Consider the following 26,765-nt stretch of genomic DNA (forward strand, 5'->3'; position numbering starts at 1 on the left):
TTTTACCCCACCAGTTTTAATCTAACACCCCCCTGTTTTGGTAAAACCAGCAAAAACACACCAAAAGCGTGGGGTTTTGGTAGATTTTTAGTGTTTTTGTAATTTATTGGTTGTGGGGACGAGAGGTATAGCGCAAATGGCTGCTTGTTATTTTGTAGCGTAAATTATTTTTACGCTTAAACCCTGCCACCCCCGCAAATACAGGCTACCGCAAGCAGGATGAAGCATCCGCACCCAAACAGGATTACGAATTTACAATAAGAGTCAGCACAGTGGATTACATTTGTTAAGCGCAAACACAGTTTCATTTATAATTCCTAGTCTTGGCCTGGTAGCTCAGTCGGTAGAGCAGAGGATTGAAAAAAATATTTTTCGATGTTTGACAGTTGTAAACATTAGTCAAAAGCTCCTCTTCACAGCGCCGTTCAATTCGCAGAAAAATCTGCGGCACACAATAAAAAAATCACACACATAATTTTGTTCGCAGAGTATCGCGTGGCATTTTGACGACGATAAAAAACTAATCGTCGTCCAAGTTGGCATTTGAAAACATACTTGCGTGTATGTCCTCGCTACAACAATTATTCGCAACACAGTTTGATGCGAAAACAATTAAACAAGTAAAGCTGATGAACGGCAAAGCCTTGTTGTATAAGCGTCCGCAGTCGGTTCAGTGGCAAGTGCGATTTAAGTTAGCAAACAATAAGTGGCATAGCACGACAACAAATACAGACGACATTGAGCAAGCAAAAATCAATGCCATTGCAATTATTGAAACAGTAAAAATAAAAACAGACGCTGGCTTGGCAATCACAACGAAAACATTTAAACAAATAGCATTAGATGAAATTGCAAATATGAGTAGAGCGTTAGATAACAACATTGGTCGTCGTTGTTATAGAGATTACATTTTTGCAATCAACAAATATCTCATTCCTTTTTTTGGCGCCTACGAAATAGAAAACATTACAACAGAGATGCTTGCAGATTTTGATGCGTGGCGAATTACAGAAATGAATAAAGTGCCGATGGCAAGCACGAAACGCAATCACGCAAGTGCATACATTCGTGTTGTCAATTTGGCGCGTGAGCGTGGCTATGTTGCACACAATCGTGCTGTGCCAATGTTAGACAGCAAAGGCAAGCGTAGTCAGCCTCGCCCAGCTTTTAGTAAAGAAGAAATTACAGAGCTAATAAGTTATACGGAGACTTGGGTAAAGAGTAGCTATACAGAACGCACACGACTAATGCGAACGCTGTGCGTAGCTTATATAGAATTTTTGGTAAACACTGGAGTAAGACACGGCACAGAAGCACTACGCTTGCGATGGAAGCATTTGCAATGGCATTGGATAGGTAATAAAAAATATTTGCGTGTTTGGGTAAGTGGCAAGACTGGACCACGCTACTTAATTGCAAAGCACGAAGTGATAAAGGTATTTGAACGACTTATGCGGTGGCACAAGTTAGACTACACAAACTTAAATGGACTAATTGAAGCAAAGCTAGATAAAGCTATCTTCTGTTTGCCTGACAACACGCAGATAAGCAATATGGAAAACATATTTAGAAACTTAATGGTGCGAAGCAGTATGCGTAAGGATAGTGGCGGACTAAACCGAACGCTGTATAGCTTGCGTCATACTTACGCGACTTTTGCTCTAGCAAGTGGCATTGATATACATACGCTCGCTAAGCAAATGGGAACAAGCGTGAATATGATTGAACGACACTACAGCAAAATGACGGCAACAATGGCGGCGGATAGGTTGGCGTAGTTAGTATGAGCATCTTGCACTACAAAGCTGTGAAGTGTAGTTGTGGCTCATACAATCGTTAAAGCACTGATAGTCACGCTGTGGAACTTGGTTGTATTGCGGCGTCGGACTTGGTTGGCTTGCTTGTGGAGCATTTCCACAAGTTGCTCCGCCGCCATTATTCATACATTGCGTCCACGCATTCATCATATTTACTTGCGCCGCTTGAGTTTGTCCATTAGCAGTTCCTTGCAAGACGCTGCCCATATAAAGATTTCCAGCAAACGCATTTGAGAACAATAAAAATAGACATCCAATAAAAATCTTTTTCATAGACACATTATTCCTTTTATAAAGCGTTACTCATTCATATATGCGGACACAAATTTATCAAAGTCATCCGCTGATTTGCATAATTTCTTTGGCTCATTCGGAATTGTAATTTCGCAAACTTGAAAGGCATTCTCCAATTTCTTATTATCAAATCTTACTTCCCAGTAAGCATAGGACTTCAATTCAAATGCATCGATTAGCTGTTTATTTGCCGACGCAGTGGCTATGGGTGATTGAATTAAGATAAAGCACTTATTTAATTTATTGTTGTAATGATTTTCGTAAAAGTCAGTTGTTCCAACCTTAAAGCCTAATTGCTTAAAGGCAATGATGGATTGGTCAGAGCATTTTTTGGACAGCTCTAAACTCTTTTCGGCACTTAATTTTGTGTTGTCAGATTTGCTACAAGCCGCAATAAGGCAAGTAGAAAATAACATAATAAGTATTGTATATTTGTTCATAATATAGATAATTAAAAGAATTAATTAAGCATAGCTTAGCAATACATCATTGGCAAATCATAGTATCTAAATAAACTTACTGGTGACAATCAATGCCAAAGCTAAACATAACCCACTTGCCACAGCGACTTAAAGAGCGTTTGGCGAAGTTGGAGCGTGGCGAAGAGGTTTCTAAATTTGATGTTGAAGTCTTATTGAGTCCTGAGCAGATTGAGCGTTTACATAATGCACAAGCAGAGCAAGAGCTATTACGCAAAACGCATAAGCGTCCTAAAACTAAAGAACAAGAACAAGCGATTGGTTGGAAAACTAAGCTAGAAGTGCGTATTGAGATTTACAAGCAAGCGATTGCACAAGTAGAAGATGGAATGCTTGATGGCATTAGAAAGCTACAAGCAGGCAGCGAAGTGAAAGCGGCGCGAGTGTATATGGATGCGTGGAGTAAGGCGCTTGACGAAGGTAAAGCAAGTTGGAGTGTACAAAGCGTAGGCAACATTGCACTTACAAGAGCAGGATTTGGTAATGGCAGTCTTGTAGCAAGCAAGCGTGATAAAGAAGTTTGGGCAATGGAAGACGCTTTGCGTAAGCAGTTTGAATGTGAAATGAGTAAGGAAGAGAAGGAGCAGTTGGAACTGCTAAAGGAACACGAAAAGGCAATGCAGAAGAAGCAAAGGTAGTGGTTTATTAAAAAGTATGGTTTTTTTGCACCATTTATCCTAGTAAAAACCGTGCTTTTCCTTAAACCCTATATTCTCTGTCCCGCAAACCCATATCCAGCAAGGTCTGCAAGGTCGGCTTGACCAACTTGACCAAGCAAACCATCAAATCCATCACACCACAGCCAAATTCTCCACAGCGTTTCTCATAAGCTCACTATTGCAGTCGATGTAGCATTGCACGCTACTAAGTGCTTTGTGTCCGCTTAACCCCATAATCACACGCACACCAATTCCATCATTTGCCAATTTTGTAATAAATGTGCGACGAGACGAATGGCTACTTGCTCCGTCTAACCCAACACGCTTATACAAATAGTGAAAGTGCTGTGTAAGTGTGTTTGCCGTAAAGCCGTCGCTATCACGCTTTTGACTATAGAAGAACTTATTGCTTGGATTGGCGTTGGCATATAGCTTTGCATATTGCTGTAGTTCTTTACGCAACTTCTCATTCACAAATACCGTTCTTGCCTCATTCGTCTTTGTATTCTCTGCCAATAAGCGTATTTCATTCTTTATGTTGCCTTCGCTATCTACAACATCTTTTATTCGAAGACTGGCAACCTCGCTGACACGCATTCCCGTATTAAACATAATTAGCACTAACGCTCTATTGCGTAGTGAGTGTTTTCGTGTTGCACAGTAATCAAGCACTTTGCGTATCTCTGTGCTGTTAAGAACTTTTGCTTGCTTAGTCATAACTTTTTCCTTCTTTAACCAAATGTTTGCTAAGCGTTTAATGTATTTTCTTTTGTATCTTTCTGCGACCGTTTCGTGTGTGTATGCTGTCAAATTAAATTCTTTCCAATAATCAATGAGATATGTAGGTTTTGACGAGAAACCAAAGCTTCTTTGTATTTCCTTACATATGAGTATTTATTGATAGTGTGGGATTTTGACTACAGAAATACGCAGACTTGCGTACATCGTCTATACACTGTTTGAGCTGCTTCTCGCTTGTGTTGCTATTTGTTGTCGCGTTTAGTGTGCTCAATTGCATTAAATTAACGCCTAATAATGTGTTTTTAAAGTGGCTCTAAAGGTTAGAATAAACAATGCTAAGTTTGTTAATCTTTTGAAAATATTTTTATATGAAAAAATTACTAATTGCATTTACAACTGTTACCATTCTCTCTGCTTGTGCTCAAATGCAGACCGTCAATATCGCCACTCCATTTGATGCTAAAGAAGCTTCGGTAATCAATCAGGTTGGGAAGAACACTATTACTGGTTCTGCTTTGATTAAGCGAAATGATGGGCAGACAGTAACTTGCTCTGGCGAAGAAGTTAATTTAATACCATATACAACTTATGCCAACACTCGTATCTTGGCTTTATATGGCAACTCCAGTAAAGGTATTAATACATACAATAGACCAACATTTGTGCCAGATGTCGCAGAGTACAAAACAATGCAAAAGCATACTCAGTGCAATGCACAAGGTTTCTTCAGCTTTAAAAATGTTGCTGATGGCGATTATTTCGTAGTTACTGCTGTTAGATGGACTGTTAATTATGCCACTCAAGGCGGTAGCTTAATGCGTAGGGTTGCGGTAAAAGGTGGGGAGACTGCTGAAATAGTTTTGGCTCCTTAAAAGAGCTTTGTAGGCAAGCTACTTCGTTGCTTGCTGTGTCTTCGCTAAAGCTATCGCTTTCGCTCGTCACATTTCCTTCGGCTCATTATTGATTTGCTTTTGCTTTGTTGTTTGACTGATTTTGGAGTAAACAACGGCTATATGCGACTTAAAGAAGTAGCATTGATAGTCGTCGCTTGTATGTAATGTTCTGATTCCATCGCATACAACTGTAAAAGAATTCAACGAGAGACGAATGTATTAAAACTCTCAACCAGTTTTCGCATTGATTTGCTAAACAGTAATTCTGCGGCTCGCTCATATGTATCACAATCTTTACAGCAATTGCAGTACGAGCACGAAGTCATTAGCCGTTATATTCCACTTCGTGTTTTTGTCCTTTGTTATCGCAATGACTTATTTGCGTTTGTTGCCTTATATTGCCTAAATAATTTTCTGTTCGTCCGTTTGCCTAAATTAAGCACCTTGTAAGCCATAGCCCTACAAGCCTTGTTCTGTCTTGCTCTTATCTGCACGGTTTTTGTATATGTCGTTAGTAAATCGCGTTCGTCGCTGTTTAACCATTCTGCGTGATGTTTGAGTAAGTTAGTCGCAACTATCTGTGCTTGCTGTAAACATAAGTCCATCTTATCCATATGCTTTATTGCAATACCGTTTTGCTTTAACCAGTCATTCGCTACTTGTTCGTCATTACGCATACAAATATTTATCAACAACCAAATATTCCTTAATATTTGCTGTCCATTTCTTACATATGACTTGGTATTGCACGGCAAATTCAGGTTGTTCTCGTAGCGTTTCCGAAATTACAGTAATTGAACTTACTAACAAAGGAGATTGATATGAGTACATTAGATGGATTAAAACTTAGCACAGCAAAAAAACCAGCACATATACCAGCAGTCGTATTTCGTCGCAATAAGCTGTCCAATAAACTTTGGGAGCAAATACAGTTAGCCAAAAGCCAAATTGATGGCACCAGCTTTGCTGTTAAAAAGTTTCGCACAGTAAAGGACAAAGAAACTGGTTTGCGTAAAAGCGTGGAAGTAAACAAAAGGTTGAGAGAGTGGTGGTTTAAGAACGAACAAGGCAAGGTTTGCGTCAGCATTAAATATGGCAGTCAGCTTATTGAGCTGGCAAAAGGTAAGCACAGCGTAGAGTGCGACACGGCACAAGGTTTAATCAAAGCATTGGAGCAGATTAAAAGTGCGGTGGAGTTAGGTGAGCTTGATACGCAGATTGCAACTGCAAGCGTAAATTTGCGAAAAGGATTTGGCAAGTAGGGAGTGATGGTGTCGCGTTGAACACGACACTACTTTGCCCAAGTATTATTTCGCAAGTTTTAATATGCATTGTCCAAAAGATTCAGTTCCAGCCTTAAATCCTAAATCAATGCATTTGGATTTAGCTTGCTCAAATGTTAAGGCATTGTTTGTATTATTTTGATTTGGGGTAGAGGTTTCAGAGGCTTTTTTGATGCACTTGAAATGCAAATCGGTTGTTAGTGGAGTTAAGCCAGGCACTCCCTCGCGCTTGTCATCAAGGACTTCCATCTGTGTATTTGTTGCCTTACAGAAGTTCGCCGCCTTTTCTCTTGCCTCAAAAGATGATCGTTCCCAGCCACCTGCTAAAAACATATATTCCGAATGAACTGAATAAGATTCATTATTTGCCGTCTTCATTACCTCACCTGTGCTACAGGCGGTTAGTAGTACGAAAAAAAGTAAATATAGTTTTTTCATTTTCGGCTCAGTTGTTTATTTTTAATAGAAACATTCTACGACACTGCTTTTTTCAATGGTTGCATTTGTCGTGCAAAGCACGGCACTACTAAATACTTATATGCACAAATACAAGGCAACAGTCAAAGCAAGCGGACTATGGACAGAAACAATCGTGTACGCACAAAATCAAGCACAAGCATATGCATTGTTTAAGTCCATTTTCGGCGCCGCTAATGTACCCCACCAGCCAAGCCAAGTAGCATAAGGGATGCAGCCATATGCGTATTAAAGAGCTAGAACAGAGGATTAAAACAAGTCCGCTTACGCCGCAACAAGCACGCTTAGACGCATTAAAAACGCAGAAAGACAATGTCAGCAAAGCGTTAGACAGCGAAAGAAAGCGTCAAAAAGTAACGAAAGCACAGCAAAACTTACGCAATGCATTATCTGCGTAAGCAGGAAAAGCAGAACACCGTTAAACAGGATTAAACATCCTTAACTGCCGTAGGATTAAGCAAATACAAGGCGATTGAGTACAGTTGCACACATTTAGAGAGCTTACTTACAGTTTCATTTATAATTCCAAGTCTTGGCCTGGTAGCTCAGTCGGTAGAGCAGAGGATTGAAAATCCTTGTGTCGGTGGTTCGATTCCGCCCCGGGCCACCAAGAATTACGGGTACGTACCGGACACATGCTTTACACCCCCAGTCATCCATCTTCGTACTTTCATTCCACGGCATAGTAAGGTCCCTCCTATGCCAAAAACTGTAAAGTATGTGTCCGGTATAAAGTGTTAACTATGTGTCGAGTCGTACAACGATAGCCCACTTTTTGGGCTATTTTCTTTTATGGGTTGGCAGGGTTAGGCACCATTGGCATTGGATATCCTCATCGACGAGCGTCCTTTAAAAGGACATGTCAATTATTCATCCCTGCGTCAGTCGATGTCGCTTAAAACGACAAATTCATTTTTACGCCTTTTTTACGCCAATAGATCGAAAATACTTAAGTGGATAAAAAGACAATAAATTCCTCTATAGCTAATCAGCCATTCTTCTCTGGCTTGATTTGTATTGGGATTTCATCAATTCTAAGTTTGGCTTGTACTACCCTGTTAGGCACGGTGGATCTTGCCAATATTGTCATGATCTTCCTGCTAAGCACTTTTTTGATTGCCACTTCATTGGGCCGTAATGCCGCTATATTCTCGGCTTTTATCAATGTAGGATTTTTTGATTTCTTCTTTGTCACTCCAAGATTTTCATTTTCTGTAGACGACAGCCAATACCTCATTACTTTTTTGGTGATGTTGATTGTTGGTCTAGTTACTGGTCATTTAGCCGCAAAATTAAAAGAGCAAATTAAAGATGTTTCTGCCAGAGAGGGGCTGGCCAAAGCCCTTCAAAATTTATCCCGAGGGCTCTTTAGCGCCCAATCAGATGAGCAGGTTATTCAAGTTGCTAAATCTGCTTTAGAGGGCCCAATCGGCATTGAAATTGATTTATTCATTACTGAGAGTCCAGAGAAGTTAAAGAGTGCAAGATTTGATATGCAATCTGTTGCATGGTCGATGCAGAGCGGCACTCGGATATTTCATGAGGTTGATGAGGTGGATGGTAAATCCATCATTTATCTACCCATTCGCTCTGAATTAAAGACGCTGGGCATTCTTGTGGCGTCCGATCCCACAAAGTCTTTAAGGTACTACGGTCGTGACGATCTACTACAAACAGCCGCCAATTTAATTGCATTAGCTATTGCTCAATTGCGTTCTGTACAAGCACAGGAGCTCAGTAAAGTAGAGGCCGCTACAGAGCGTTTAAAGAGCGCAATTCTTTCTTCCCTCTCACATGATCTTCGTACTCCGCTGACAACCATGATTGGTTTGGCTGAGAGCCTGCAAGATCGGAATCAAAATATTAATGCTGAGAGTAAAGCCGATCTTGAAACCATTCGAGGCCAGGGTCTAAGGCTATCAAGCATGATTGGAAATTTGCTGGAGATGGCCAGATTGCAAACACAGGGCCCAACCCTTAAAAAGGAATGGCAACCAATAGAGGATGTTATTGGTTCTAGCATTAAACACTTCTCCACATCGTTTCCACAAAGCATTGTTAAGACAAGCATTGCACGCGATGTACCGCCATTGTTTTTTGATGAAGTATTAATTGAAAGGGTACTTTGTAACTTGCTAGAGAATGCCGCCAAGTATTCGTCTGAATCTGCAACTATTGAGGTGAGTGCTAACAAAAGCGAGCAATTCGTTGAAGTATCCGTAATTGACGCTGGTGCTGGTTTTGCTCAAGAGCCTGGTCAATTATTTGAGATGTTTGCTAGAGGAATTTCTGATACGAATCAATCAGGAATGGGATTGGGTTTAGCAATTTGCAGGGAAATTGTTGAGGCACACGGCGGTTCTATAGCGGCAAAGAATAATGAATCAAAGGTAGGCTCAGTAATTACCTTTACTTTGCCTATTGCTGAAAATGCTGGGTTACCCAAGCTATGAGCGATCAAGCCATCAAAGTATTGGTGATTGAGGATGATGCAGATATTCGCGGACTCATCATCAAAGTCATAAAAGGCATGGATCTAGTAGCCTTTGAAGCGCAGACTATTTTCGGCGGTTCGCAAGTAGCCGCAAAAGAGAAGCCCGATTTAATCATTTTGGACTTAGGTTTGCCTGATGGCGATGGCCTTGGTTTTATCAATAACTACCGCACATGGTCTACCAATCCCATCCTAGTGCTCTCAGCCAGAATGCAGGAGCATGAGAAAGTAAAAGCACTTGATGCAGGCGCCGATGATTACCTCACAAAACCTTTTGGTACTGCAGAGCTCATGGCAAGAATGCGAGTTCTTTTAAGGCGCCTATCTAAATCAGAGGTTAATACACCAATATTTAGTTTTGGTGATGTGAGGATCGATCTCAGCCTTCGCAAGGTCACTAAGGCTAATGAAGAGATTCATTTAAGCCCTATTGAATATCAATTGCTGAATATTTTGCTCACAAATAGCGGTAAGGTAGTGACACATCGTCAGCTATTGAAAGAGGTGTGGGGTGGTCAGCATACCGAAGATAACCACTACTTACGAATTTATATGGGGCACCTCCGCCAAAAGTTAGAGGATGACCCAGCTCAACCAAGGTTTTTATTAACTGAAACAGGCGTTGGATATCGCCTAGATATATAACCAAGAAACGCAGAGGACACGATGGAAAAAATCATTAATTTTTTTAAGGGCAAAGCCTTAGATCCAATGGATCCAAAAACAAGAGGGGCGATATCTATTATTCCGCTACTGGCTTGGGTTGGGTTGGGGGCCGATGGACTGTCATCTTCTTGCTATGGTCCTGAAGAGGCTTTCTTAGCTTTAGGTGCTAATCACAATATGGCGCTGTTCTTGGCAATGGCTACAGCCTTAACGGTGTTCATCATTGCATTGGGCTACAACCAAATTATTGAACTCTTTCCTACGGGTGGCGGCGGCTATAAAGTAGCTACCGCATTGCTGGGCTCAAAGGCGGGATTAATTTCTGGATCAGCATTATTGGTTGACTATGTATTAACAATTGCTATTTCCCTTGCCAGCGGAGTAGATGCCGCATTTAGTTTGATCCCACCTGAGTATCAAGACTACAAGTTGATCATTGAACTCGGCTTGGTGGTGTTCCTTATATTCTTAAACTTTAGAGGCATTAAAGAATCCATTTTGATTCTTTTGCCGATCTTCTTGGGCTTTTGTATTACCCACGCTATTTTGATTGCCTACGGTATTGGCGTTCATGCGCCTGAACTCGGGAATTTATTTCCAAATGCGATCTCTGAAGCTAATGCTCTGGGTTCAAATTTAGGCTGGATCATGGTTGCATCCTTATTTTTAAAAGCCTACTCGTTAGGAGGCGGTACCTATACAGGATTAGAGGCCGTATCCAATAATGTGAATACGCTTGCAGAGCCTAGAGTGCCTCATGGCAAACGCACGATGTGGTACTTAGCATTCTCATTGGCAATTACTGCTGGCGGCATCATCTTGCTCTATATGCTTTGGGGCGCAGAAAAGGTTGAAGGCCAAACTCTAAATGCAACAGCATTTGGTTCAATTATTAATCACTTAAATCCTAATGGCGGTGGAGTTAACGATATTGCCTTAGCTGTAGTTCTATTGCTCGAGGCTGGATTGTTGTTTGTTGCCGCACAAACGGGATTCTTAGATGGCCCAACTGTGCTTTCTAACATGGCGGCCGACTATTGGGTGCCAAGACAGTTCCGTGAGCTATCAAGTCGCTTAGTAAGGCAGAACGGTATTTTGGTGATGGGTGTTGCCGCTTTACTAATTCTTCTCTTTACAGGCGGCTCTGTTGCAACCTTGGTAGTTCTGTACAGCATTAATGTGTTCCTAACCTTTAGTTTGTCTTTATTTGGTATGTCAGTCTATTGGATCAAGCACAGTAAAAATAAGGGTTGGTTAAAGCACTTTTTGCTCAGCGCTTTAGGTTTTGTAGTCACCATCTCTATTTTGATGATTACCATCAGTGAAAAGCTATTTGAAGGCGGTTGGTTAACTATCCTGGTCACATCTGTAGTGGTAGTTCTTTGTCTCTTGACAAGAAAGCACTATGAGAACTTTAGGGTTCAATTATCAAAAGCGGATGAGGCGTTCCCAGATCTGCTGGTAGAGAAGTCAGAGGCTATCACTCAACTAGATAAATCTAAACCTGCCGCAATCATCTTGGTTAGTCGCCATCGTGGTGCCAGTATGCATGCCCTGATGTGGGCGATGAGACTTTTCCCACACTACAAGAATTATGTTTTCGTAGCAGTGGGTGAAGTAGATGCAACGAGCTTTGAAGGCCATCAAAAAATGGAAGAACTTAAAGAGAAGATGGAAAAATCGATGGCGTACTATGTTGATTTTTGTCATCAGCATGGATTAGCCGCAACTTCAAAAATTGGTTTTGGCACCGATCCAATCAAAGAGTTTATGAAGTTAACGGATGAGGCTTATGTTGAGTTTCCAAATGAAAGCGTTTGTTTCTCAAGCAAGCTACTTTTGGCTAAATCAAACTTCTTTACCAAGTTCTTACATAATCAAACCCCATTGGAGATTCAGGAAAGATTGCACTTTAGTGGGCGTCAAATGATCCTATTGCCTATGCGGGTTGGGTAATCTAATTTCAATTGAAAATAAAACCACTCTTCGGAGTGGTTTTATTTTGTCGTTTTAAACGACATTTACAGACACTATGGTGGTTGACTGGCAAGGTATGGCAACATATCTGTACACACTGAAAAATCGCCATTCGCAAGATTCTGATTTTATTACCAAATTTGACCAGCACAACGACGCACAATTTTTAGACAAGTTAAGACTGGTGACTCAAGCCCTTGAAAGCAAAGCGAAAGCGGTCTATCGGAGGATATTTGAAAATCCTTGTGTCGGTGGTTCGATTCCGCCCCGGGCCACCAAGAAACACCAAAACCACCTTCGGGTGGTTTTTTCATCAATAGCGTCTAGAATGGCCGATGTTGTATTTCATATTGCGGCTCTTTAGCTCGCTTCCATTGGCAGCCATTCAAATTATTGGCGCTGGCACAGGTGTATTGGTTTACTTGTTTTCTTACAAATATCGAAGACGCCTATATAAAAATCATCAGAGCGCAGCCCATTATTCGGGATTCAAATCAACCCCGTGGAGGGTAGCTGCCGAATCTGGAATGATGTTTGCTGACACATTATGGATTTGGAGGCATCCAAAATCCTCCATTAATAAAGTAACTATTGAAAACTTGGATCAAGTTATTGAGCTATCCAAAAGTGGCAAAGGCTTAATTATTCTTGCTTCACATTTCGGAGGCTTTGAAATAGTGCCTCGTATTTTTGCTGAACATACAAGAGCAACAGTAATGTATAGGCCAGCCCGAAAAAGATGGGTTAATGAGCTTATGCTTCAATCAAGAAAACATACCGAGATTGAATTTGTTGAAGCAAATCTTGGCGGGGTTCGTCAGATTAAACGAGCTTTAATAAAAGGTGAGGTAGTTGGCCTATTAGCAGATCAGGTGCCTAGCGTTGGCGATGGAGTGTGGGCTAAATTTTTTAATCAATATGCTTATACAACCTCATTTCCAATTAAATTAGCTCGCCAAGCAAATGTAGCAATCCTTTTTGTTGGAGCAGAAAGACTGGGATTAGGAAAGGGCTGGCTCATTAAGAGCCAATTGATGAATGAGGCATTTCCTGATTGTCTAGTCGATGCCTGTACAGAAATGAACCACTATTTTGAAGAGATGATACTTTCTAAGCCACATCAATATATGTGGTCTTACAACCGCTACAAAAGACCAGCTGGAGCAGAATTGGCTCCCACAGAGTAAGGCATCCTAGGCCCCGGTCGATTCCGCCCCGGGCCACCAAGAATTCAAAAAGAGAGCTTCTAGCTCTCTTTTTTCATTTGAAAGTTAGCATCGACACTATAAATCTTGTTTTTTATTCTGGAGTAGCTAATAGTCAAGGCAATGCAACTAGGGTGACTAACCCAAGCTTGTTATCCAAAGAAACAGCCATATTGATCGGCATCAATAACTTGTAGTGCCTCATTGAGATCTTTTGAGATTGGATTTGGCTCATAGGCTTGCCATTTTCCGCTGGCTCGCATCCAATAAATATGCCACAGAGCCTCAGACTGTATATACCGAAATTTTACAAACGGTCGTCGAGTTAACTCTCCTGGTTTTCCACGCCACAAAGGGCGAACTTCAAAAACACTTACAGTCTGGCCATCGATTTCGTAATCGTAATCAAGATCTTTTTTGATTTCAAGTGGAGCCAGAAGCAGACACCACTGCCCGACCAAATAGTCAATATCCCCTAGCTGTTCAATGCTAAATGCCATATCTGATTAGTTGTCCCAGAAAGTAAAACTGATCAATCAATTTTATTTCAAACATAGCTATTATGAATTATGGGTGAAATGATTACAGTGGATATAGACGTCCTCAGACTAAATGAAGCTCAACTCTCTTGCCCAAGGCCGCCGCATACTTTCTTAGGGTAGTTAGGCTTGGGGAATGTTTGCCGGTAGCCAGAGAGCTTTCTAATCTAGCAATAGCTGGGGTTTGTGTTCCCATCTTTTTTGCCACTTGAGCTTGCGTTAATCCAGCCTCTTTCCTTGCCGTAAGAATCTCATCAAGAATAGCAAATTCAGTGCGATCAAGTTCTTTGACTGCGGCTTTTACAGCTGGCTTTTTAAGCATTTTGCTTATCATTTGTTTATGGGTAAGCATTTTTGTTTTCTTCTGTGTTGTCATTTTTTCCACTCCTTCATACGTGCTTTCGCAATCTTTAATTCTTTCTCAGGCGTCTTTTGAGTCTTCTTAATAAAGCTATGGAGCATCACTATTTCTTTCTCCACCATCGTACAAAAGAAAACTCGGGCGATACCTTCAGCCCCTTTAAGTCTTAATTCAAATAAGCCGCCGCCAAATGAATCCGTATGAGGCAAGCCTAAATTCGGCCCATGCTCAATCATTCGAGTGGTCAATCCAATATAGCGAGCTTGAAGCGTGTCGGGAAGATTCATAATGTCTTCTTGAACCTGCTCGCTGTAATAAAGGATGGAATAGCTCATCCGTGTATGTTAACAAATTTGTTAACATTGAGCAAGAGTAAATTGTCTTTTAAAGCAACAGTCTAGAGGCGGAATTAAACATCCTAGGTCCTGGTCTATTCCGCCCCGGGCCACCAAGAAAGACCAAAACCACCTTCGGGTGGTTTTTTATTTGGTGCTGACGGATAAGGTTCCGTTGTAATAAGATCAAAAAAATGCCCGCATACTTCTGCGGGCAAAGATGGTTACTGCGAGAAAACTGTTCTTAATTTGAGCAAGCTTGATTTAGGTAGGTAATCACCCCATCTTTAGTAAAGCCAATTTTGCCCACCTCTAATGTTGATGCGCTTACGACACCTACAAACAATCCAATAACAAACCCGACAACTAAATGTTTTATCCCCATTTTCTTCTCTCACAATTATGTTGTTAGCAGTGAGTCAATACTCTGCTTGTGCCAATTAGAAAAACTTGTCCTAAGTCAATTTTCTTGCCAAGTGTGGGTAGTACTTTAGTTCTAATGATGATTTTTCGTACTAAAAAACGCTATGAGGATTTCTATTTTTGCGGCGCGATAAAGAATTTTTAATACCAACCAAAGATTAGATATCCTCAGGTCCTGGTCGATTCCGCCCCGGGCTACCAAGAATCCTAATAGCCCACTTGTTGGGCTATTCTCTTTTGCGGCTTGACCGCTATAAATTTCGGATATCCCCATCTAGAAATGCCCTTTAAAGGGACGAATCAATTACACGTCCCCGTGTCGGTCGATGTCGTTTAAAACGACAATTCTTATTATGCTCAAGGGTTAGTCCTAGCTATATTCCATCGCACTTAGCACTATCTTAAATTGTCATATAAAAAGCCAATTCAAGATAGTTATCGATTGGAGGGGACATTAACCACCTTTTGGGTGATTTTTTATTTAAGGTAAAAGATAGGGAGTTCGGTATGAAAGTATTGTTGGCCACGCTATTTACATTTTTATTCTCCGCGACAGTTTATGCAGAGAATTTACCCGGCGGATTTATTACAGTTAAAGAAGATCAGATTGTTTGGAAGACCAATGAAAACGGCGTCAAGCAAACCACCCTATACGGAGACCCTAGCAAGCCAGGAATTTATGTGGTCCGCAATATTTTTCCTGCGGGGGTAATGAGTGCACCCCATTCTCACGATCAAGATCGATTTGTTACGGTAATCAGCGGGGTCTGGTATGCAGGTATGGGTCCTGAGTGGGATCCAAAAAAGAATATTCCAATGCCAGCAGGTAGTCTGATGTTTCATCCGGCTAACGGCATACATTTTGATGGCGCCATGGTGGCTGATACCCAAGTGCAAATTATTGGTATGGGGCCAGTGAAGACAGTTTGGATTTATCCCAAGGAAGATCATTTTGGAAAACCCCATAAGTTAACCCAATAGGAAGAAATCCTAGGCCCTGGTTCGATTTCGCCCCGGCCACCAAGAACCACTAAAGCCACCTTCGGGCGGTTTTTTCATTTGAAGCACCACTTCGATTCTTTTGTCGTGATATTCTGATTTTGTAGTTTATAAAAATAAATTGGAGACAAAATGAGGCTAATCAAGGTTCTAGTTGCGGCATTGCTTGCTATCAACTTTTCAAATGTAATGGCAGAAAAAAATAATTCAGGTAGCGTACAAAGTGCTGAGCACTGGGTTCAAAACGGAGACATCAGGATATATGTTTGGGAAAAATTTACTGTTAGTCCAAAAAATAAACCGGTGATTGTTTTAGCTCACGGCTCTGCTACAGCTGGCAAGGAATCCTTTGATTTGCGAGTTCCAAGTAAGCCAGACATTAGCCTAATGGATGTGTTGGCCAAACAAGGCTTCGATGTATTTGCTTTGGACATTAGAGGCTTTGGAAGATCTACCCATCCAGAGCAACATTTCACTACAGAGGACGCCGCCAGCGATCTAAACGCAACCGTTGATTTTGTAATGAAATCTAGAAATATTCCCAAGGTAGGCTTATTGGGCTGGTCTTATGGGACTCAGTATGGCGGTTTGTTTGTAATGGCCCATCCGGAAAAAGTAGATCGATATGTTTCTTACGCGCAGATGGGTATCGATAGTATCGATATTGGCAAGCGTAGAGCCAATCTAAAAACATATCAAGATAAGGTTTACATTCAAATTCCTGAGGCTGGTTGGCATGGCCGCTTTTATTCTCTGACCCCCAAAGAAGATAACTTCCCAGAAGCCGTAGATGCCTACGCTAAGAGTGCCGCAGCGATTGAAGTAAATACTGCGACTAGCCCACAATTAGACCTAGTGACTAAATTACCAATGCTCAATCCAACTCAAATTATTGTGCCCACCATGATCATTCACGGTCAATATGATGATGTGGCTGATACTAAGCAATTAATGCCCTTCTTTGAGCAATTGCCTAATGCCAATAAGCGATATGTAGTTGTGCCTAATGCGGGTCATATGATGATGTATCAGAGGGGTTACAGCATCTTCCAGCAGGCTGTTGCCGACTACTTTAAGGAGCAGTTCTAAAGACATTATGCATCCTCGGCCCTGGTTCGATTCCGCCCCGGGCCACCAAGATTCACAATAGCCCACTTGTTGGGCTATTTTTATTAGAAGTCCTCAATGGCGCCTCTACCTTGCTATTAGCGTAGTCGGTCACTTTCCATAGAGTCAATCCGTCAATCAGGATGCCACCACTCTGGCTCTAGATTGGGATATCAGGGTCATCAAATGTCCTTTAAAAGGACAAGCCAATTATTCATCCCTGCGTCAGTCGATGTCGTTTTAAACGACAAATATATTTAGGGATTACAGTAATCGCACTTTGATGGATCCGCCTTGATTTGATCCAGCAACATTTCTTCTTTTTTGTACGCACACTTTACGCATGACCATACATTAGCTATTGGCAGATTTGTTGGCGCTTCACAGCTAGAGCATGGCAAGCCCTTCTTTCTTTCTGTGATCCAGAAGCCAGGCGACTCACACTCTGGGCATACAGAATTCATCTTTCTTGAGAGATCTTGTGTAGCCTTCAATATGTTAGACATACGCGTGGGATTGGTATGTGCTCTTAAATCATTCTCTACAAATACATTTCCCTTTTTTGAAAGGTTAGTTGCCCAATCGAACGCTTCTTTCAAAGACTCAAGATCTTTGATTCCTTTACGACACTCTGGGTGATATTCATCATCAGGTCGAACGACTAATTGATGGGTAGTAAATTGTGCCTCTGAAAGAAGCGCATTTAATTCATCCCAACTTGATACTTGCCGGCTGGTGCTTTGAGCGTGCCCGCCAAAAAAACCAATAACTTCAAGTTTGCGTATGTCATCTATTAAAACTACTAACTCGTAATTCCAAGGAAGCATGCCCGTATAGGGATCATTATCAAAAGCACCTTCGCTGGCAATGCCAAGCATAGAATCTGATAATTCCATTCCAACCCTAGCCTTTTTTCTGGCGGCATCTAGTTGGGAGCCATATCTTAGAATATCTCTAGTAAAGGTACCTAGTTTATCTGTGTCATACCCAGAGATATGGACAACTTCTAAGCCATTAGAGTCAAGGAGTTGTGGACAAATGACCGACTCTTTGCCATGTTGAGTTAGCAAACTCGCCTTGAGTCCAGAATAGGGTTTTGGATGAGTTGGCATTTTATTTGGATGTTTTTAAACAAAATATTTGGCTACTGCGCTATAGATTGGAATGCCTAAGATAATATTTAAAGGGAAGGTGATGCCAAGGGACATGCCCATATACAAGGCTGGACTTACCTCGGGCATTGCATGGCGCAATACTGCTGGAACCGCAATATAAGAAGCGCTTGCCGCCAAAATCATCAAAAGGATCGTATCTCCCAGAGAGATATGAAATATATGGCATAAACCCAAGGCAATCATCGCATGGGTAGGCGGCGCGATGAAGGCATAAGCTAAAGTCACCGAAGGCTTGCCTTTGAGCTCCCCTAAACTCTTGGCGGCAAGCAATCCCATATCGAGCAAGAAGAATGCTAATAAACCCTTAAATAAATCAATCGAAAAGGGCGCCATGACTTTATGGCCCGAATCACCTGAAATGAGCCCTACTACTAAGGCTCCTAATAAGAGTAGTTGCCCACCATCAGTAAATGATTCGTGAAGTATCTTGCCCAATGAAGTGTGGCCACTGGCATTGCCTGAGCGTTGTTGACGAATTCTGTTGGCAAGAATGATGGCGATGATGATGGCGGGCGACTCCATGAGGGCCATTGCCGCGGCCATGTGTCCGCCATAACTAATACCGCTTTGATCTAAGACCTGTGTAGTAGTAATAAAAGTAACCGCACTAATAGATCCGTAAGTAGCGGCAATCGCGGCGGCATCCAGTTTATCTAGTTTGTATTTAAGACAGTTGTAGCCCAATAGCGGAATGGCTATTGCTAAAGTGATCGCCAGACCAAGACTAATAGCAATCTCAGGAGTAAAGCCTGATTTGTTTAAAGCAAATCCACCTTTTAATCCCAGAGCCATCAGTAGATATAGCGAAAGAAATCGAGAAATGGGCTGTGGAATTTCTAAATTGGATTTCACGAGGCCCGCAAAGATGCCGAAGATGAAAAAGAGGATGGTGGGATCTAGCAAGATATTCATAAATTGTCCTTTGAGGCGATCTTAGGGAAATTTATATGTAAAGTAAAATCGATATTAATACGTTTATATATAGGTAAATGCTGATGAATATTACTTTTAGGCAGTTAAGACTATTTCTCGCTCTTGCTGAGACTGGAAGCGTTAGCGCGGCCGCTCGCATGGTTCATGTTACCCAACCAACGGCCTCTATGGGCTTAAAAGAAATTACGGATGCTGTTGGAGTGCCCCTCTACGAAGTGGTAGCCAGGAAAGTACATTTAACGCAAATGGGTCATGAGTTGGCTAAGACGGCTCGTGCGATTTCTGGGGAGTGGGATTCTTTCGAACAGCAAGTCAATAGCGTCAAAGGGTTAACACGAGGAAAGTTAAAAGTAGCAGTGGTAAGTACCGCTAAATATTTCATTCCCAGAATATTGGGAACTTTTTGTGCGAAGTATCCTCAAATCGATATTTCTCTAGAGGTGCTCAATCGTGATGGTGTAGTGAAAAGATTGGAAGAAAACTTGGATGATCTTTACATCATGTCCCAGCCACCACTTCATCTCGATATAGAAGATGAAGTGTTTATGCCCAACCCTTTGTTATTGGTTGCCCCAAAAGATCATGCTTTTGCCAAAAAAAAGAATATTGATATCAGTGCGCTTAAGAGTGAAAAGTTTATTTTTAGAGAAAAGGGCTCTGGTACAAGAATGGCAACGGATGCTCACCTTAAGCGACTAAAGTTCAAGCCTGATGTTAGGTTAGAGCTAGGGAGCAATGAGGCAATTAAACAGGCAGTTATAGGTGGTCTCGGTATCGCAGTTCTATCCAAGTATTCTCTTGGTGATAAGATTGACCAAGAAGAGGTTGCCATATTGAAATGTAAAGAATTTCCTATTGAATCAAGCTGGCACCTTGTGAGTCCCAAAGGCAAAAAGTTATCTCCAATAGCCACAATCTTTAAGAAGCATCTATCTCAACAGGCTCAAAGCTGGAAATAGAGTCAGGCATCCTGGACCCTGGTCGATTCCGCCCTGGGCCACCAAGAAACACCAAAACTACCTTCGGGTGGTTTTTTCATTTGGTCAGACGTAAAGGTTGCTTGCCCCAGGATTTTTAACCATAATTGCTTACTCCAAAAATCATATGTACAATGTACATATGATTTTGTTACGATTTGAATGGGAACCCAGAAAAGCTTCAGCCAATCTGAAGAAACACGGCATTTCTTTTGAAGAGGCGAAATCTGTGTTTTATGATGAAAGTGCTAAGTTAATTTCCGACCCCGATCATTCGGAGGATGAAGACAGATTTATCTTGCTGGGAGTAAGCCATTTTCTTCGTGTAATTTTGGTTTGCCATTGTTATCGAAGCGAGGGTAATGTCGTTCGTATTATTTCGGCTCGTAAGGCAACCCCTAAAGAGTCAAAAGCTTATTAAAGGTGATGAAAATGCGTAAAGAATATGATTTCTCAAAAGCTCGTAAAAATCCATATGCTTCTATGCTCAAGAAGCCCATCACCATTAGATTGGATGAGGATTCAGTGAGTTACTTCAAATCTATATCAGAAGAGGTGGGCATTCCTTATCAAAGCCTCATTAATCTCTATTTGCGTGATTGTGCGTCATCTCGTAAGAAGTTAAACCTTAGCTGGAAGTAGTCTAGAGCTAGAGTCAGGCACCTTGTAGCCCTGGTCGATTCCGCTCCAGGCTACAAAGAAACACCAAAACCACCTTCGGGTGGTTTTTTCATCTGGGTTTGCTATGCTTTGCTCAACGCAATCTTAAATAGACTTATATGATCCTCGGACTCAGAACAGCAATCTATCCAGTGAATGATTTGGCCAAGGCTAAAGACTGGTATTCCCAAGTATTAAAGATGGAGCCATATTTTGATGAGCCTTTTTATGTGGGCTTTCAGGTGGGCGGGTTTGAGCTTGGACTTTTGCCGCAAGGAGAATCATCTACTGCTGGAGTACAGCCGCTCTGGGGTGTGGCCGATATAGAAACTGCTTTTAAAAGATTGCCATTCCTTGGCGCAGAATCTCTTGAGCCGGTGACAGATGTTGGCGAAGGCATTAAGGTTGCCGCTGTAAAGGACCCTTTTGAAAGCCGATTTGGAATTATTCAAAACCCTAACTTCAATCCAAAAGAAGCTAAGTGGTACTAACTGCCTAAGGAGCAGAGATGACAGATATGTATTCGTATGAGCCCAAGAATGGACATGGTTTACCGCATGATCCGTTTAATGCCATCGTTGGTCCAAGGCCGATTGGGTGGATCTCAACACAAAGCAAAGCTGGGATTATTAACTTAGCCCCCTATAGTTTCTTTAATGCGTTTAACTATGTCCCACCAATTATTGGCTTCTCTAGTGTTGGCTATAAAGACACCCTAAGAAACATTGAAGAAACTGGCGACTTTGTTTGGAACTTAGTTACATTCGATTTAGTAGAGGCTATGAACCAATCATGCGCCCCATATCCGCCTGAAGTCAGTGAGTTTGAGGCCACAGGACTTGAGCAAGCTAAATCGACATTGGTCATCCCCCCAAGGGTTGCAAAAGCCAAGGTTGCATTTGAATGTAAATGTACTGAGATCATTCAGCTCAAAGGTATTTCAGGTGAAAAGGCGCAAACATGGTTGGTGCTTGGTGAAGTTGTAGAAATTCATATTGCTAAGTCTTTATTAAAACAGGGAATCTACGAAACCTCAGAGGCTGGTCATGTCCTTAGGGGTGGCGGTCCAGGCGATTACTTCACTATTGGCAAAGAGCAACTCTTTAAGTTGTATAGACCTAAATAAGGTTGAATCTGTTTAAGATGGATGGACCCAAGGAGAATAGTGATGCCATTAGTCAGAATTAATTTAAGTAAAAAACACTCTGAGAGCTTTGCTCAGCAAGTCGGAGACATTATCTATGAGGTGATGCGCGAACAAATCAACGTTCCTGAAGACGATAAATTTCAGATTATTACTAGACACGATGCATCGGAATTAAATATTCCAAAAAGCTATCTAGGAATTGAATATTCAGAAGGCATCATTTTTATTCAAGCGACCATAAGTTTTGGAAGGTCTATTGAGATAAAAAAGAGGCTATATAAAGTCATTTGTGAGACTTTAGTGCAAAAGCTTAAAGTCAGACCACAGGATGTTTTTATTAACCTGCTTGAGGTAAGCAAAGAAAATTGGTCGTTTGGTAATGGTGAAATGCAATATGCCGATAAGGATTAGAGATCCTCGGCCCAGGTCGATCAGTCCCGGCGACCACGAATCACCAAAACCACCTTCGGATGGTTTTTTTCACTTGGGGCAAGGGCGTTAAAACGGCATGCCATGCTTAGAGTAGGCTTATTAAATCAGCCTCAGCAGGCTAGAGGGGTAAAGAGCATAATAAAAATATATTAAAAATAAGAGGTAGCCAAATGCTTGATACGCTTATTTTGAGCAGAATTCAATTTGCTTCGAATATGACTTTTCATATTCTTTTCCCAACCATATCGATTGCATTGGGATGGGTACTTTTTTATTTCAAAGTTAAATTTAATAAAACTGGCGACTCAGTATGGAGCGAAGCCTATCAATTCTGGGTCAAGATATTTGCCTTAACCTTTGCGCTTGGGGTTGTCAGCGGCATTACGATGAGCTTTCAGTTTGGAACTAACTGGCCTGGATATATGCAAACGGTTGGCAATATCGCAGGGCCTTTGCTTGGCTACGAAGTTTTATCCGCATTCTTCCTTGAGGCAACTTTTTTAGGAATTATGTTGTTTGGCTCTAAACGAGTCTCTCAAAGAGCGCACACTGTCGCCACATTTTTAGTTGCTTTCGGCACATCACTTTCAGCATTTTGGATCATTGCCTTAGATTCTTGGATGCAAACCCCACAGGGGTTTGAGATGATCAATGGTCAAGCACATGCGACCAATTGGATTGAGATTGTCTTTAATCCTTCGATGCCTTATCGCCTCCTTCATATGATGACAGCATCATTTTTGACGGTAACATTCTTAATTGCAGGCATTTCTTCTTATCGATATTTGAAAGGCATCAATCTTTCTGGCAACCGAGCGCTGATCAAATTGGCAATGACTATGGCGGTGGTGTTGGCTCCATTACAAATTGTGCTTGGCGATTCACATGGCCTAAATACGCTGGAGTATCAGCCTGCAAAGGTGGCGGCAATGGAGGGAATTTGGGAAACAACAAAAGGTGCCCCCGCCGTTTTATTTGCCATACCGGATGAGAGTATTAAAGCCAATAAATACGAAATAGCTATTCCAAAACTCGCATCTTTATATTTGACACACTCATTTGCGGGTGAGGTGAAAGGTTTGGATGCTTTCCCTGGGGCAACCCCACCAGTCGCCCCCATTTTCTTTGCCTTTCGCATTATGGTCGGCATTGGCATGTTGATGCTCTTTACCGCATTCGTTGGGTTCTTCCTGGCAAGAAAAAATAAAGAACTACCAACTTGGCTCTTAAAAGGGCTCAGTGTGATGACATTTTCTGGTTGGGTCGGTGTAGTTGCCGGCTGGTATGTGACCGAGATAGGCAGACAGCCTTACCTTGTTAGTGGAGTGCTAAAAACTGCTGATGCAGTTACTAAAGTGCCTACCAATATGGTTTTAGGTACGCTCGTAATGTACCTTGCGCTGTATTTTGGACTTATTGTTTCTTATATTTGGGTTGTGTTTTATTTAGCAAGACAAGCTAATCCTGTACATATTATTGATGAGCAAAAACCAGGCCTCATTAACAACATTGCAGGAGCATAAGAATGATTCCTAATTTATACGAACCATCTGGTTGGTTGCCCCTTTTCTTTTTGGTTGCAATGGGAATTGCAATGATTGCTTACGTTATCTTGGATGGATACGACTTGGGTGTTGGTATCTTATTGAATCAGGCAAGCGAATCAGAAAAAGACATCATGATTTCATCAATTGGTCCTTTTTGGGATGCTAATGAAACTTGGTTAGTACTCGGGGTCGGAGTGCTCTTGATTGCCTTTCCAATGGCCCATGGCATTATTTTGACTGAGCTCTATTTGCCTGTAGGCATTATGTTGGCTGGTTTAATTTTACGAGGTGTATCTTTTGACTTTCGTGCAAAGGCCCATTTGAGTCAGAAGGCAGTGTGGAACTTTCTATTCTTTTTTGGTAGCTTCTTGGCTGCGGCATCTCAAGGGGTCATGGTTGGTAGAGAAGTGATTGGTTTTGACTCTGGATACTTGGGCTGGATATTTTCTTTTATCGTTGCGCTATGCCTGCCTGCCGGGTATGCCCTATTGGGCGCTAGCTGGCTGATTATGAAAACGTCTGGTGAGTTACAACTCAAGGCAGTAGGTTGGGCAAGAAAATGCCTCTTATTAACGGCGCTTGGTGTTGGGATCATTTCTGTAGCGACACCATTCTTTAGTGCAGAGATTGCGGCAAAGTGGTTTACCTTTCCCAATGTCTTTTTCTTGTTGCCGTTCCCAGTTCTGACCTTGGCCTGTTTTATCTTGATCGATTTGAACTTGTTAAAAATGCAAAAAAATAAGCCCGCTCCTGTATGGGTGCCTTTTGCTCTAAGTGTAGCCATCTTTGTCCTGGCTTTTTTAGGAATTGCTTACAGCATGTTCCCTTACATCGTTGTCGACAAAATGACGATTTGGGAGGCGGCTTCAGCTACGGAATCATTGTGGGTCATATTTTGGGGGGCTATAGTTGTGCTGCCAACCATCATTGGATACACCATTTATTCCTACAAAATCTTTTGGGGCAAAACTGAGCCGCTGAGTTATTACTAAAGCCCTAGGACTGACTTTTTAATTACCGCACTCCTTGTAACGGTCATTAGGCGCTACGCCGGGCCACCAAGAAAATCAAATCCACCTTCTGGTGGTTTTGATTTGGTTGTCCAGAAAGATTAAATACAAAACTATAGGAAATGGAGATTTGGCGATTGTTAGCCGTAAGTTTGAAAGCAGAAAACTTCTTACTTATCGCATCCTCTAATGTCTGCTTGACCATCCCTAGGATCACTTTATAGAATTAAATTCAATAGGAGCGTTCTACAGCACACATAGCGACTTGCCCGAATTAATTCTCTAATTAATAAGTAGAGATATATGCCAATATTTCATAAATACTTGTTAGCATGGGCAAATGGATAAAGAAATAGAAGATCACGAATCAGAAACACCTGCGAAACAAAAGGCTGCGAAGAAAAGCACCCTCGTTAGTGTCATTATAAATATCGGCCTGACAGTTTCTCAAGTATTTGCGGGTATTGTGTCTGGCTCTCAGGGCTTGATTGCGGATGGTATTCACTCCGCGACAGATTTAGTTGCTGACTTTGTCGTGCTCTTTGCTAATCACCATAGCGCCAAAGATGCAGATGAAGATCACCGCTATGGTCATCAACGATATGAAACTGCAGCCTCTCTATTTTTAGGAATCTCATTATTAGCTGTTGGTGCTGGCATGCTCTTTAAGGCTGGAGAAAAGATCATTGATCCAGTGCCAGCTGGACAAATTCAAATCCTAGCTTTGTATGTTGCGTTGGCCTCTTTGGTCGCAAAGGAGATACTTTTTAGATACATGTTGGTAGTAGCTCAGCGTGTGCGATCTTCTATGTTGGTAGCCAATGCTTGGCACGCGAGATCTGATGCAGCCTCTTCACTAGTCGTTTCTATCGGTATTGTTGGTGCTTTATTTGGGCACCCAATCTTTGACGCTATTGGCGCCTTGGTGGTTGGCTTAATGGTGGCAAAAATGGGTTGGAAGTTTGGTTGGGATGCCCTGCATGACCTGATGGACAGGGCGGTATCAGAAGAAGAGCATCGTCAAATAGAGGACATTATCAAATCTACTGATGGCGTTAGAGGTTTTCATGATCTGCGTACTCGCAAGATGGGTGATATGATTTTGGTAGATGTCCATATCGATGTGGATGCCAATGCCACCGTCAAGGTGGGGCACGACATTGCCCTAAACGCGGGTAATGAAATCAAGAAGCAATTGCCGGTACTCAATGTCATGACGCATATAGATCCTGTATAGCCCTCAGGCACTGTGGGGCTAATACAAGAACTTCTAAAATTACCTAAGATCTTGGTATGAATAATTTCCTAAATCCAGTAATTCTCTTTTTTGTCTTTGGCGCTTGGGCTCGCGGTATTTTTAGCAATCCTCATTCCTCTCATGGGATATGTGGTTTTAAGAAGCAGACTCAATAACTATGATGCAGCTGCCATTGCGGCTACTTATGGTTCTATTAGCGCTGTAACGTTTATTACTGCGACACAAGCGCTTGATCAGTATGGCATTGCGTTTGGTGGACACATGGCGGCCGCAATGGCCTTGATGGAGTCGCCGGCAATCATTCTGGCAATTTTGTTGGCGAATAAAGCGAGGTCATCAGCTACTAATTCGACACAGTCCGCAGGCATCTCAAAGATTCTTCATGAGTCATTTACTGATGGTGCGCAGCTACTGCTTTTGGGCTCGATGATGGTTGGCTTAGTCAGTGGCGACAGCGGGCAAAAAATAATGGCTCCATTTTCAATCGATTTGTTCAAGGGAATGCTGGCCTTCTTTTTGCTCGATATGGGTTTGATGGCAGCTAAGAACTTTGAGGGATTAAAAGGTAAGCCAACCATTATTTTGCTTTATGCAATCGGCGCCCCCTTGGTTCATGCCTCTATTGCATTAGTACTTTGCAAGTTATTCGGCTTGCCATTGGGTGATACCGTCTTATTGATGGTGCTTGCCGCCAGCGCTTCTTATATTGCGGTTCCTGCAGTGTTAAGGCATGCGCTTCCAGAAGTAAACCCCGCCTTATATATGGGCATGTCATTAGGAATTACTTTCCCCTTCAATATCATTTTGGGGATACCGCTTTACGCTTATATTGCGGGTCTAACTTACTAGATAGGGCCGGTTGACTCTGTCCTGACCG

The 26,765-nt window shown here is 41.8% G+C and carries 31 protein-coding genes, 1 tRNA gene and 1 pseudogene; 23 read left to right on the forward strand and 10 right to left on the reverse strand.

Features of this window, described 5'->3' with window-relative positions; all coding sequences use genetic code 11:
- Positions 1-563 precede the first annotated feature (563 nt).
- Positions 564-1,778 carry a tyrosine-type recombinase/integrase gene (locus ICN34_RS03325; RefSeq protein WP_216120761.1) on the forward strand — a complete coding sequence of 405 codons (1,215 nt, stop codon included), beginning with the start codon at positions 564-566 and terminating at the stop codon, positions 1,776-1,778.
- Here ICN34_RS03325 and ICN34_RS03330 read toward each other — a convergent pair whose 3' ends face one another.
- Positions 1,779-2,096 (reverse strand): hypothetical protein, encoded by a 318-nt coding sequence (locus ICN34_RS03330; protein WP_216120763.1) that lies wholly within the window; start codon positions 2,094-2,096, stop codon positions 1,779-1,781. It lies immediately after the preceding gene.
- A gap of 20 nt (positions 2,097-2,116) precedes the next feature.
- Positions 2,117-2,527, reverse strand: a complete 411-nt coding sequence (locus tag ICN34_RS03335) for a hypothetical protein (RefSeq protein ID WP_216120765.1) — start codon at positions 2,525-2,527, stop codon at positions 2,117-2,119.
- Between the two features lie 116 nt (positions 2,528-2,643).
- Between ICN34_RS03335 and ICN34_RS03340 the strand changes: the two genes are divergently transcribed.
- The gene (locus ICN34_RS03340) at positions 2,644-3,228 is read left to right on the forward strand and encodes a hypothetical protein (RefSeq protein ID WP_216120767.1); all 585 of its coding nucleotides are present in this window, start codon (positions 2,644-2,646) and stop codon (positions 3,226-3,228) included.
- Positions 3,229-3,381: 153 nt separating this feature from the next.
- Here the strand turns inward: ICN34_RS03340 and ICN34_RS03345 are convergent, their stop codons facing one another.
- Positions 3,382-3,966 carry a site-specific integrase gene (locus tag ICN34_RS03345; RefSeq protein ID WP_216120769.1) on the reverse strand — a complete coding sequence of 195 codons (585 nt, stop codon included), beginning with the start codon at positions 3,964-3,966 and terminating at the stop codon, positions 3,382-3,384.
- A gap of 392 nt (positions 3,967-4,358) precedes the next feature.
- Here ICN34_RS03345 and ICN34_RS03350 point away from each other — a divergent pair, with 392 nt between their 5' ends.
- Positions 4,359-4,862 (forward strand): hypothetical protein, encoded by a 504-nt coding sequence (locus tag ICN34_RS03350; RefSeq protein WP_216120771.1) that lies wholly within the window; start codon positions 4,359-4,361, stop codon positions 4,860-4,862.
- Positions 4,863-5,245: 383 nt separating this feature from the next.
- On the opposite strand, the gene ICN34_RS03355 is transcribed toward ICN34_RS03350, so the two are convergent.
- The gene (locus ICN34_RS03355) at positions 5,246-5,560 is read right to left on the reverse strand and encodes a hypothetical protein (RefSeq protein ID WP_071539889.1); all 315 of its coding nucleotides are present in this window, start codon (positions 5,558-5,560) and stop codon (positions 5,246-5,248) included.
- Between the two features lie 144 nt (positions 5,561-5,704).
- Here ICN34_RS03355 and ICN34_RS03360 point away from each other — a divergent pair, with 144 nt between their 5' ends.
- The gene (locus ICN34_RS03360; RefSeq protein ID WP_216120773.1) at positions 5,705-6,145 is read left to right on the forward strand and encodes a DUF6641 family protein; all 441 of its coding nucleotides are present in this window, start codon (positions 5,705-5,707) and stop codon (positions 6,143-6,145) included.
- Between the two features lie 45 nt (positions 6,146-6,190).
- On the opposite strand, the gene ICN34_RS03365 is transcribed toward ICN34_RS03360, so the two are convergent.
- On the reverse strand, positions 6,191-6,604 hold the full coding sequence (locus ICN34_RS03365) for a hypothetical protein (protein ID WP_216120775.1): 414 nt from the start codon (positions 6,602-6,604) through the stop codon (positions 6,191-6,193).
- Positions 6,605-6,864: 260 nt separating this feature from the next.
- On the opposite strand from ICN34_RS03365, the gene ICN34_RS03370 reads away from it, so the two are divergent.
- The 7 genes from ICN34_RS03370 to ICN34_RS03400 all read left to right on the forward strand — a co-directional run bounded on the left by ICN34_RS03370 (position 6,865) and on the right by ICN34_RS03400 (position 12,967).
- Complete coding sequence (locus ICN34_RS03370) at positions 6,865-7,041, forward strand: hypothetical protein (protein ID WP_216120777.1); 177 nt, start codon at positions 6,865-6,867, stop codon at positions 7,039-7,041.
- Between the two features lie 136 nt (positions 7,042-7,177).
- Positions 7,178-7,253: transfer RNA gene (locus ICN34_RS03375), tRNA-Phe, on the forward strand.
- A gap of 343 nt (positions 7,254-7,596) precedes the next feature.
- A complete protein-coding gene (locus tag ICN34_RS03380; protein ID WP_216120780.1) occupies positions 7,597-9,096 on the forward strand; it encodes a DUF4118 domain-containing protein in 1,500 nt (499 codons plus the stop codon).
- Positions 9,093-9,782 (forward strand): winged helix-turn-helix domain-containing protein, encoded by a 690-nt coding sequence (locus ICN34_RS03385; protein ID WP_215284305.1) that lies wholly within the window; start codon positions 9,093-9,095, stop codon positions 9,780-9,782. The genes ICN34_RS03380 and ICN34_RS03385 overlap by 4 nt, the downstream gene beginning before the upstream one ends.
- 21 nt (positions 9,783-9,803) lie before the next feature.
- On the forward strand, positions 9,804-11,759 hold the full coding sequence (locus tag ICN34_RS03390; protein WP_072582002.1) for an APC family permease: 1,956 nt from the start codon (positions 9,804-9,806) through the stop codon (positions 11,757-11,759).
- Positions 11,760-11,856: 97 nt separating this feature from the next.
- The gene (locus ICN34_RS03395) at positions 11,857-12,144 is read left to right on the forward strand and encodes a hypothetical protein (RefSeq protein ID WP_216120781.1); all 288 of its coding nucleotides are present in this window, start codon (positions 11,857-11,859) and stop codon (positions 12,142-12,144) included.
- 10 nt (positions 12,145-12,154) lie between these two features.
- Positions 12,155-12,967 (forward strand): lipid A biosynthesis acyltransferase, encoded by an 813-nt coding sequence (locus tag ICN34_RS03400; RefSeq protein ID WP_216120782.1) that lies wholly within the window; start codon positions 12,155-12,157, stop codon positions 12,965-12,967.
- Positions 12,968-13,137: 170 nt separating this feature from the next.
- Here ICN34_RS03400 and ICN34_RS03405 read toward each other — a convergent pair whose 3' ends face one another.
- From ICN34_RS03405 to ICN34_RS03415, 3 genes are all read right to left on the reverse strand, one after another.
- Positions 13,138-13,485 carry a DUF3024 domain-containing protein gene (locus tag ICN34_RS03405; protein ID WP_072582001.1) on the reverse strand — a complete coding sequence of 116 codons (348 nt, stop codon included), beginning with the start codon at positions 13,483-13,485 and terminating at the stop codon, positions 13,138-13,140.
- A 103-nt stretch (positions 13,486-13,588) separates the two neighbouring features.
- A complete protein-coding gene (locus ICN34_RS03410; protein ID WP_370623372.1) occupies positions 13,589-13,900 on the reverse strand; it encodes a helix-turn-helix domain-containing protein in 312 nt (103 codons plus the stop codon).
- Positions 13,897-14,220, reverse strand: coding sequence for a type II toxin-antitoxin system RelE/ParE family toxin (locus ICN34_RS03415; RefSeq protein ID WP_072582000.1), 324 nt, complete (start codon positions 14,218-14,220; stop codon positions 13,897-13,899). The genes ICN34_RS03410 and ICN34_RS03415 overlap by 4 nt, the downstream gene beginning before the upstream one ends.
- Before the next feature lie 930 nt (positions 14,221-15,150).
- On the opposite strand from ICN34_RS03415, the gene ICN34_RS03420 reads away from it, so the two are divergent.
- Positions 15,151-15,624: a cupin domain-containing protein gene (locus tag ICN34_RS03420; protein ID WP_216120784.1), complete on the forward strand. Its 474-nt coding sequence runs from the start codon at positions 15,151-15,153 to the stop codon at positions 15,622-15,624.
- A gap of 150 nt (positions 15,625-15,774) precedes the next feature.
- A complete protein-coding gene (locus ICN34_RS03425; RefSeq protein WP_215304057.1) occupies positions 15,775-16,731 on the forward strand; it encodes an alpha/beta fold hydrolase in 957 nt (318 codons plus the stop codon).
- A gap of 275 nt (positions 16,732-17,006) precedes the next feature.
- Here ICN34_RS03425 and ICN34_RS03430 read toward each other — a convergent pair whose 3' ends face one another.
- Together ICN34_RS03430 and ICN34_RS03435 are read right to left on the reverse strand one after the other, a co-directional pair.
- A complete protein-coding gene (locus tag ICN34_RS03430; protein WP_216120787.1) occupies positions 17,007-17,861 on the reverse strand; it encodes a DUF6671 family protein in 855 nt (284 codons plus the stop codon).
- 15 nt (positions 17,862-17,876) lie between these two features.
- Positions 17,877-18,836: a sodium-dependent bicarbonate transport family permease gene (locus ICN34_RS03435; RefSeq protein WP_072584030.1), complete on the reverse strand. Its 960-nt coding sequence runs from the start codon at positions 18,834-18,836 to the stop codon at positions 17,877-17,879.
- 83 nt (positions 18,837-18,919) lie between these two features.
- Between ICN34_RS03435 and ICN34_RS03440 the strand changes: the two genes are divergently transcribed.
- From ICN34_RS03440 to ICN34_RS03485, 10 genes and pseudogenes are all read left to right on the forward strand, one after another.
- Positions 18,920-19,816, forward strand: coding sequence for a LysR family transcriptional regulator (locus ICN34_RS03440; protein ID WP_216120788.1), 897 nt, complete (start codon positions 18,920-18,922; stop codon positions 19,814-19,816).
- A 160-nt stretch (positions 19,817-19,976) separates the two neighbouring features.
- On the forward strand, positions 19,977-20,255 hold the full coding sequence (locus tag ICN34_RS03445) for a BrnT family toxin (RefSeq protein WP_072584035.1): 279 nt from the start codon (positions 19,977-19,979) through the stop codon (positions 20,253-20,255).
- An 11-nt stretch (positions 20,256-20,266) separates the two neighbouring features.
- Positions 20,267-20,476, forward strand: a complete 210-nt coding sequence (locus ICN34_RS03450; protein WP_072584034.1) for a BrnA antitoxin family protein — start codon at positions 20,267-20,269, stop codon at positions 20,474-20,476.
- A gap of 137 nt (positions 20,477-20,613) precedes the next feature.
- Positions 20,614-20,985, forward strand: coding sequence for a VOC family protein (locus tag ICN34_RS03455; protein WP_216120790.1), 372 nt, complete (start codon positions 20,614-20,616; stop codon positions 20,983-20,985).
- A 17-nt stretch (positions 20,986-21,002) separates the two neighbouring features.
- Positions 21,003-21,620, forward strand: a complete 618-nt coding sequence (locus tag ICN34_RS03460) for a flavin reductase family protein (protein WP_072582571.1) — start codon at positions 21,003-21,005, stop codon at positions 21,618-21,620.
- 42 nt (positions 21,621-21,662) lie between these two features.
- On the forward strand, positions 21,663-22,052 hold the full coding sequence (locus ICN34_RS03465; RefSeq protein WP_072582572.1) for a tautomerase family protein: 390 nt from the start codon (positions 21,663-21,665) through the stop codon (positions 22,050-22,052).
- 191 nt (positions 22,053-22,243) lie between these two features.
- On the forward strand, positions 22,244-23,596 hold the full coding sequence (locus ICN34_RS03470; protein WP_216120792.1) for a cytochrome ubiquinol oxidase subunit I: 1,353 nt from the start codon (positions 22,244-22,246) through the stop codon (positions 23,594-23,596).
- 2 nt (positions 23,597-23,598) lie between these two features.
- A complete protein-coding gene (locus tag ICN34_RS03475) occupies positions 23,599-24,612 on the forward strand; it encodes a cytochrome d ubiquinol oxidase subunit II (RefSeq protein ID WP_216120794.1) in 1,014 nt (337 codons plus the stop codon).
- A 358-nt stretch (positions 24,613-24,970) separates the two neighbouring features.
- Entirely contained in the window at positions 24,971-25,867 is an 897-nt protein-coding gene (locus ICN34_RS03480; RefSeq protein ID WP_216120796.1) for a cation diffusion facilitator family transporter, read from the forward strand.
- A 99-nt stretch (positions 25,868-25,966) separates the two neighbouring features.
- Positions 25,967-26,737 (forward strand): annotated as a pseudogene (locus ICN34_RS03485) (sodium-dependent bicarbonate transport family permease); the annotation flags it as partial.
- Positions 26,738-26,765 lie beyond the last annotated feature (28 nt).

The organism is Polynucleobacter sp. Tro8-14-1 (assembly GCF_018881655.1).
Taxonomy (GTDB): Bacteria; Pseudomonadota; Gammaproteobacteria; order Burkholderiales; family Burkholderiaceae; genus Polynucleobacter.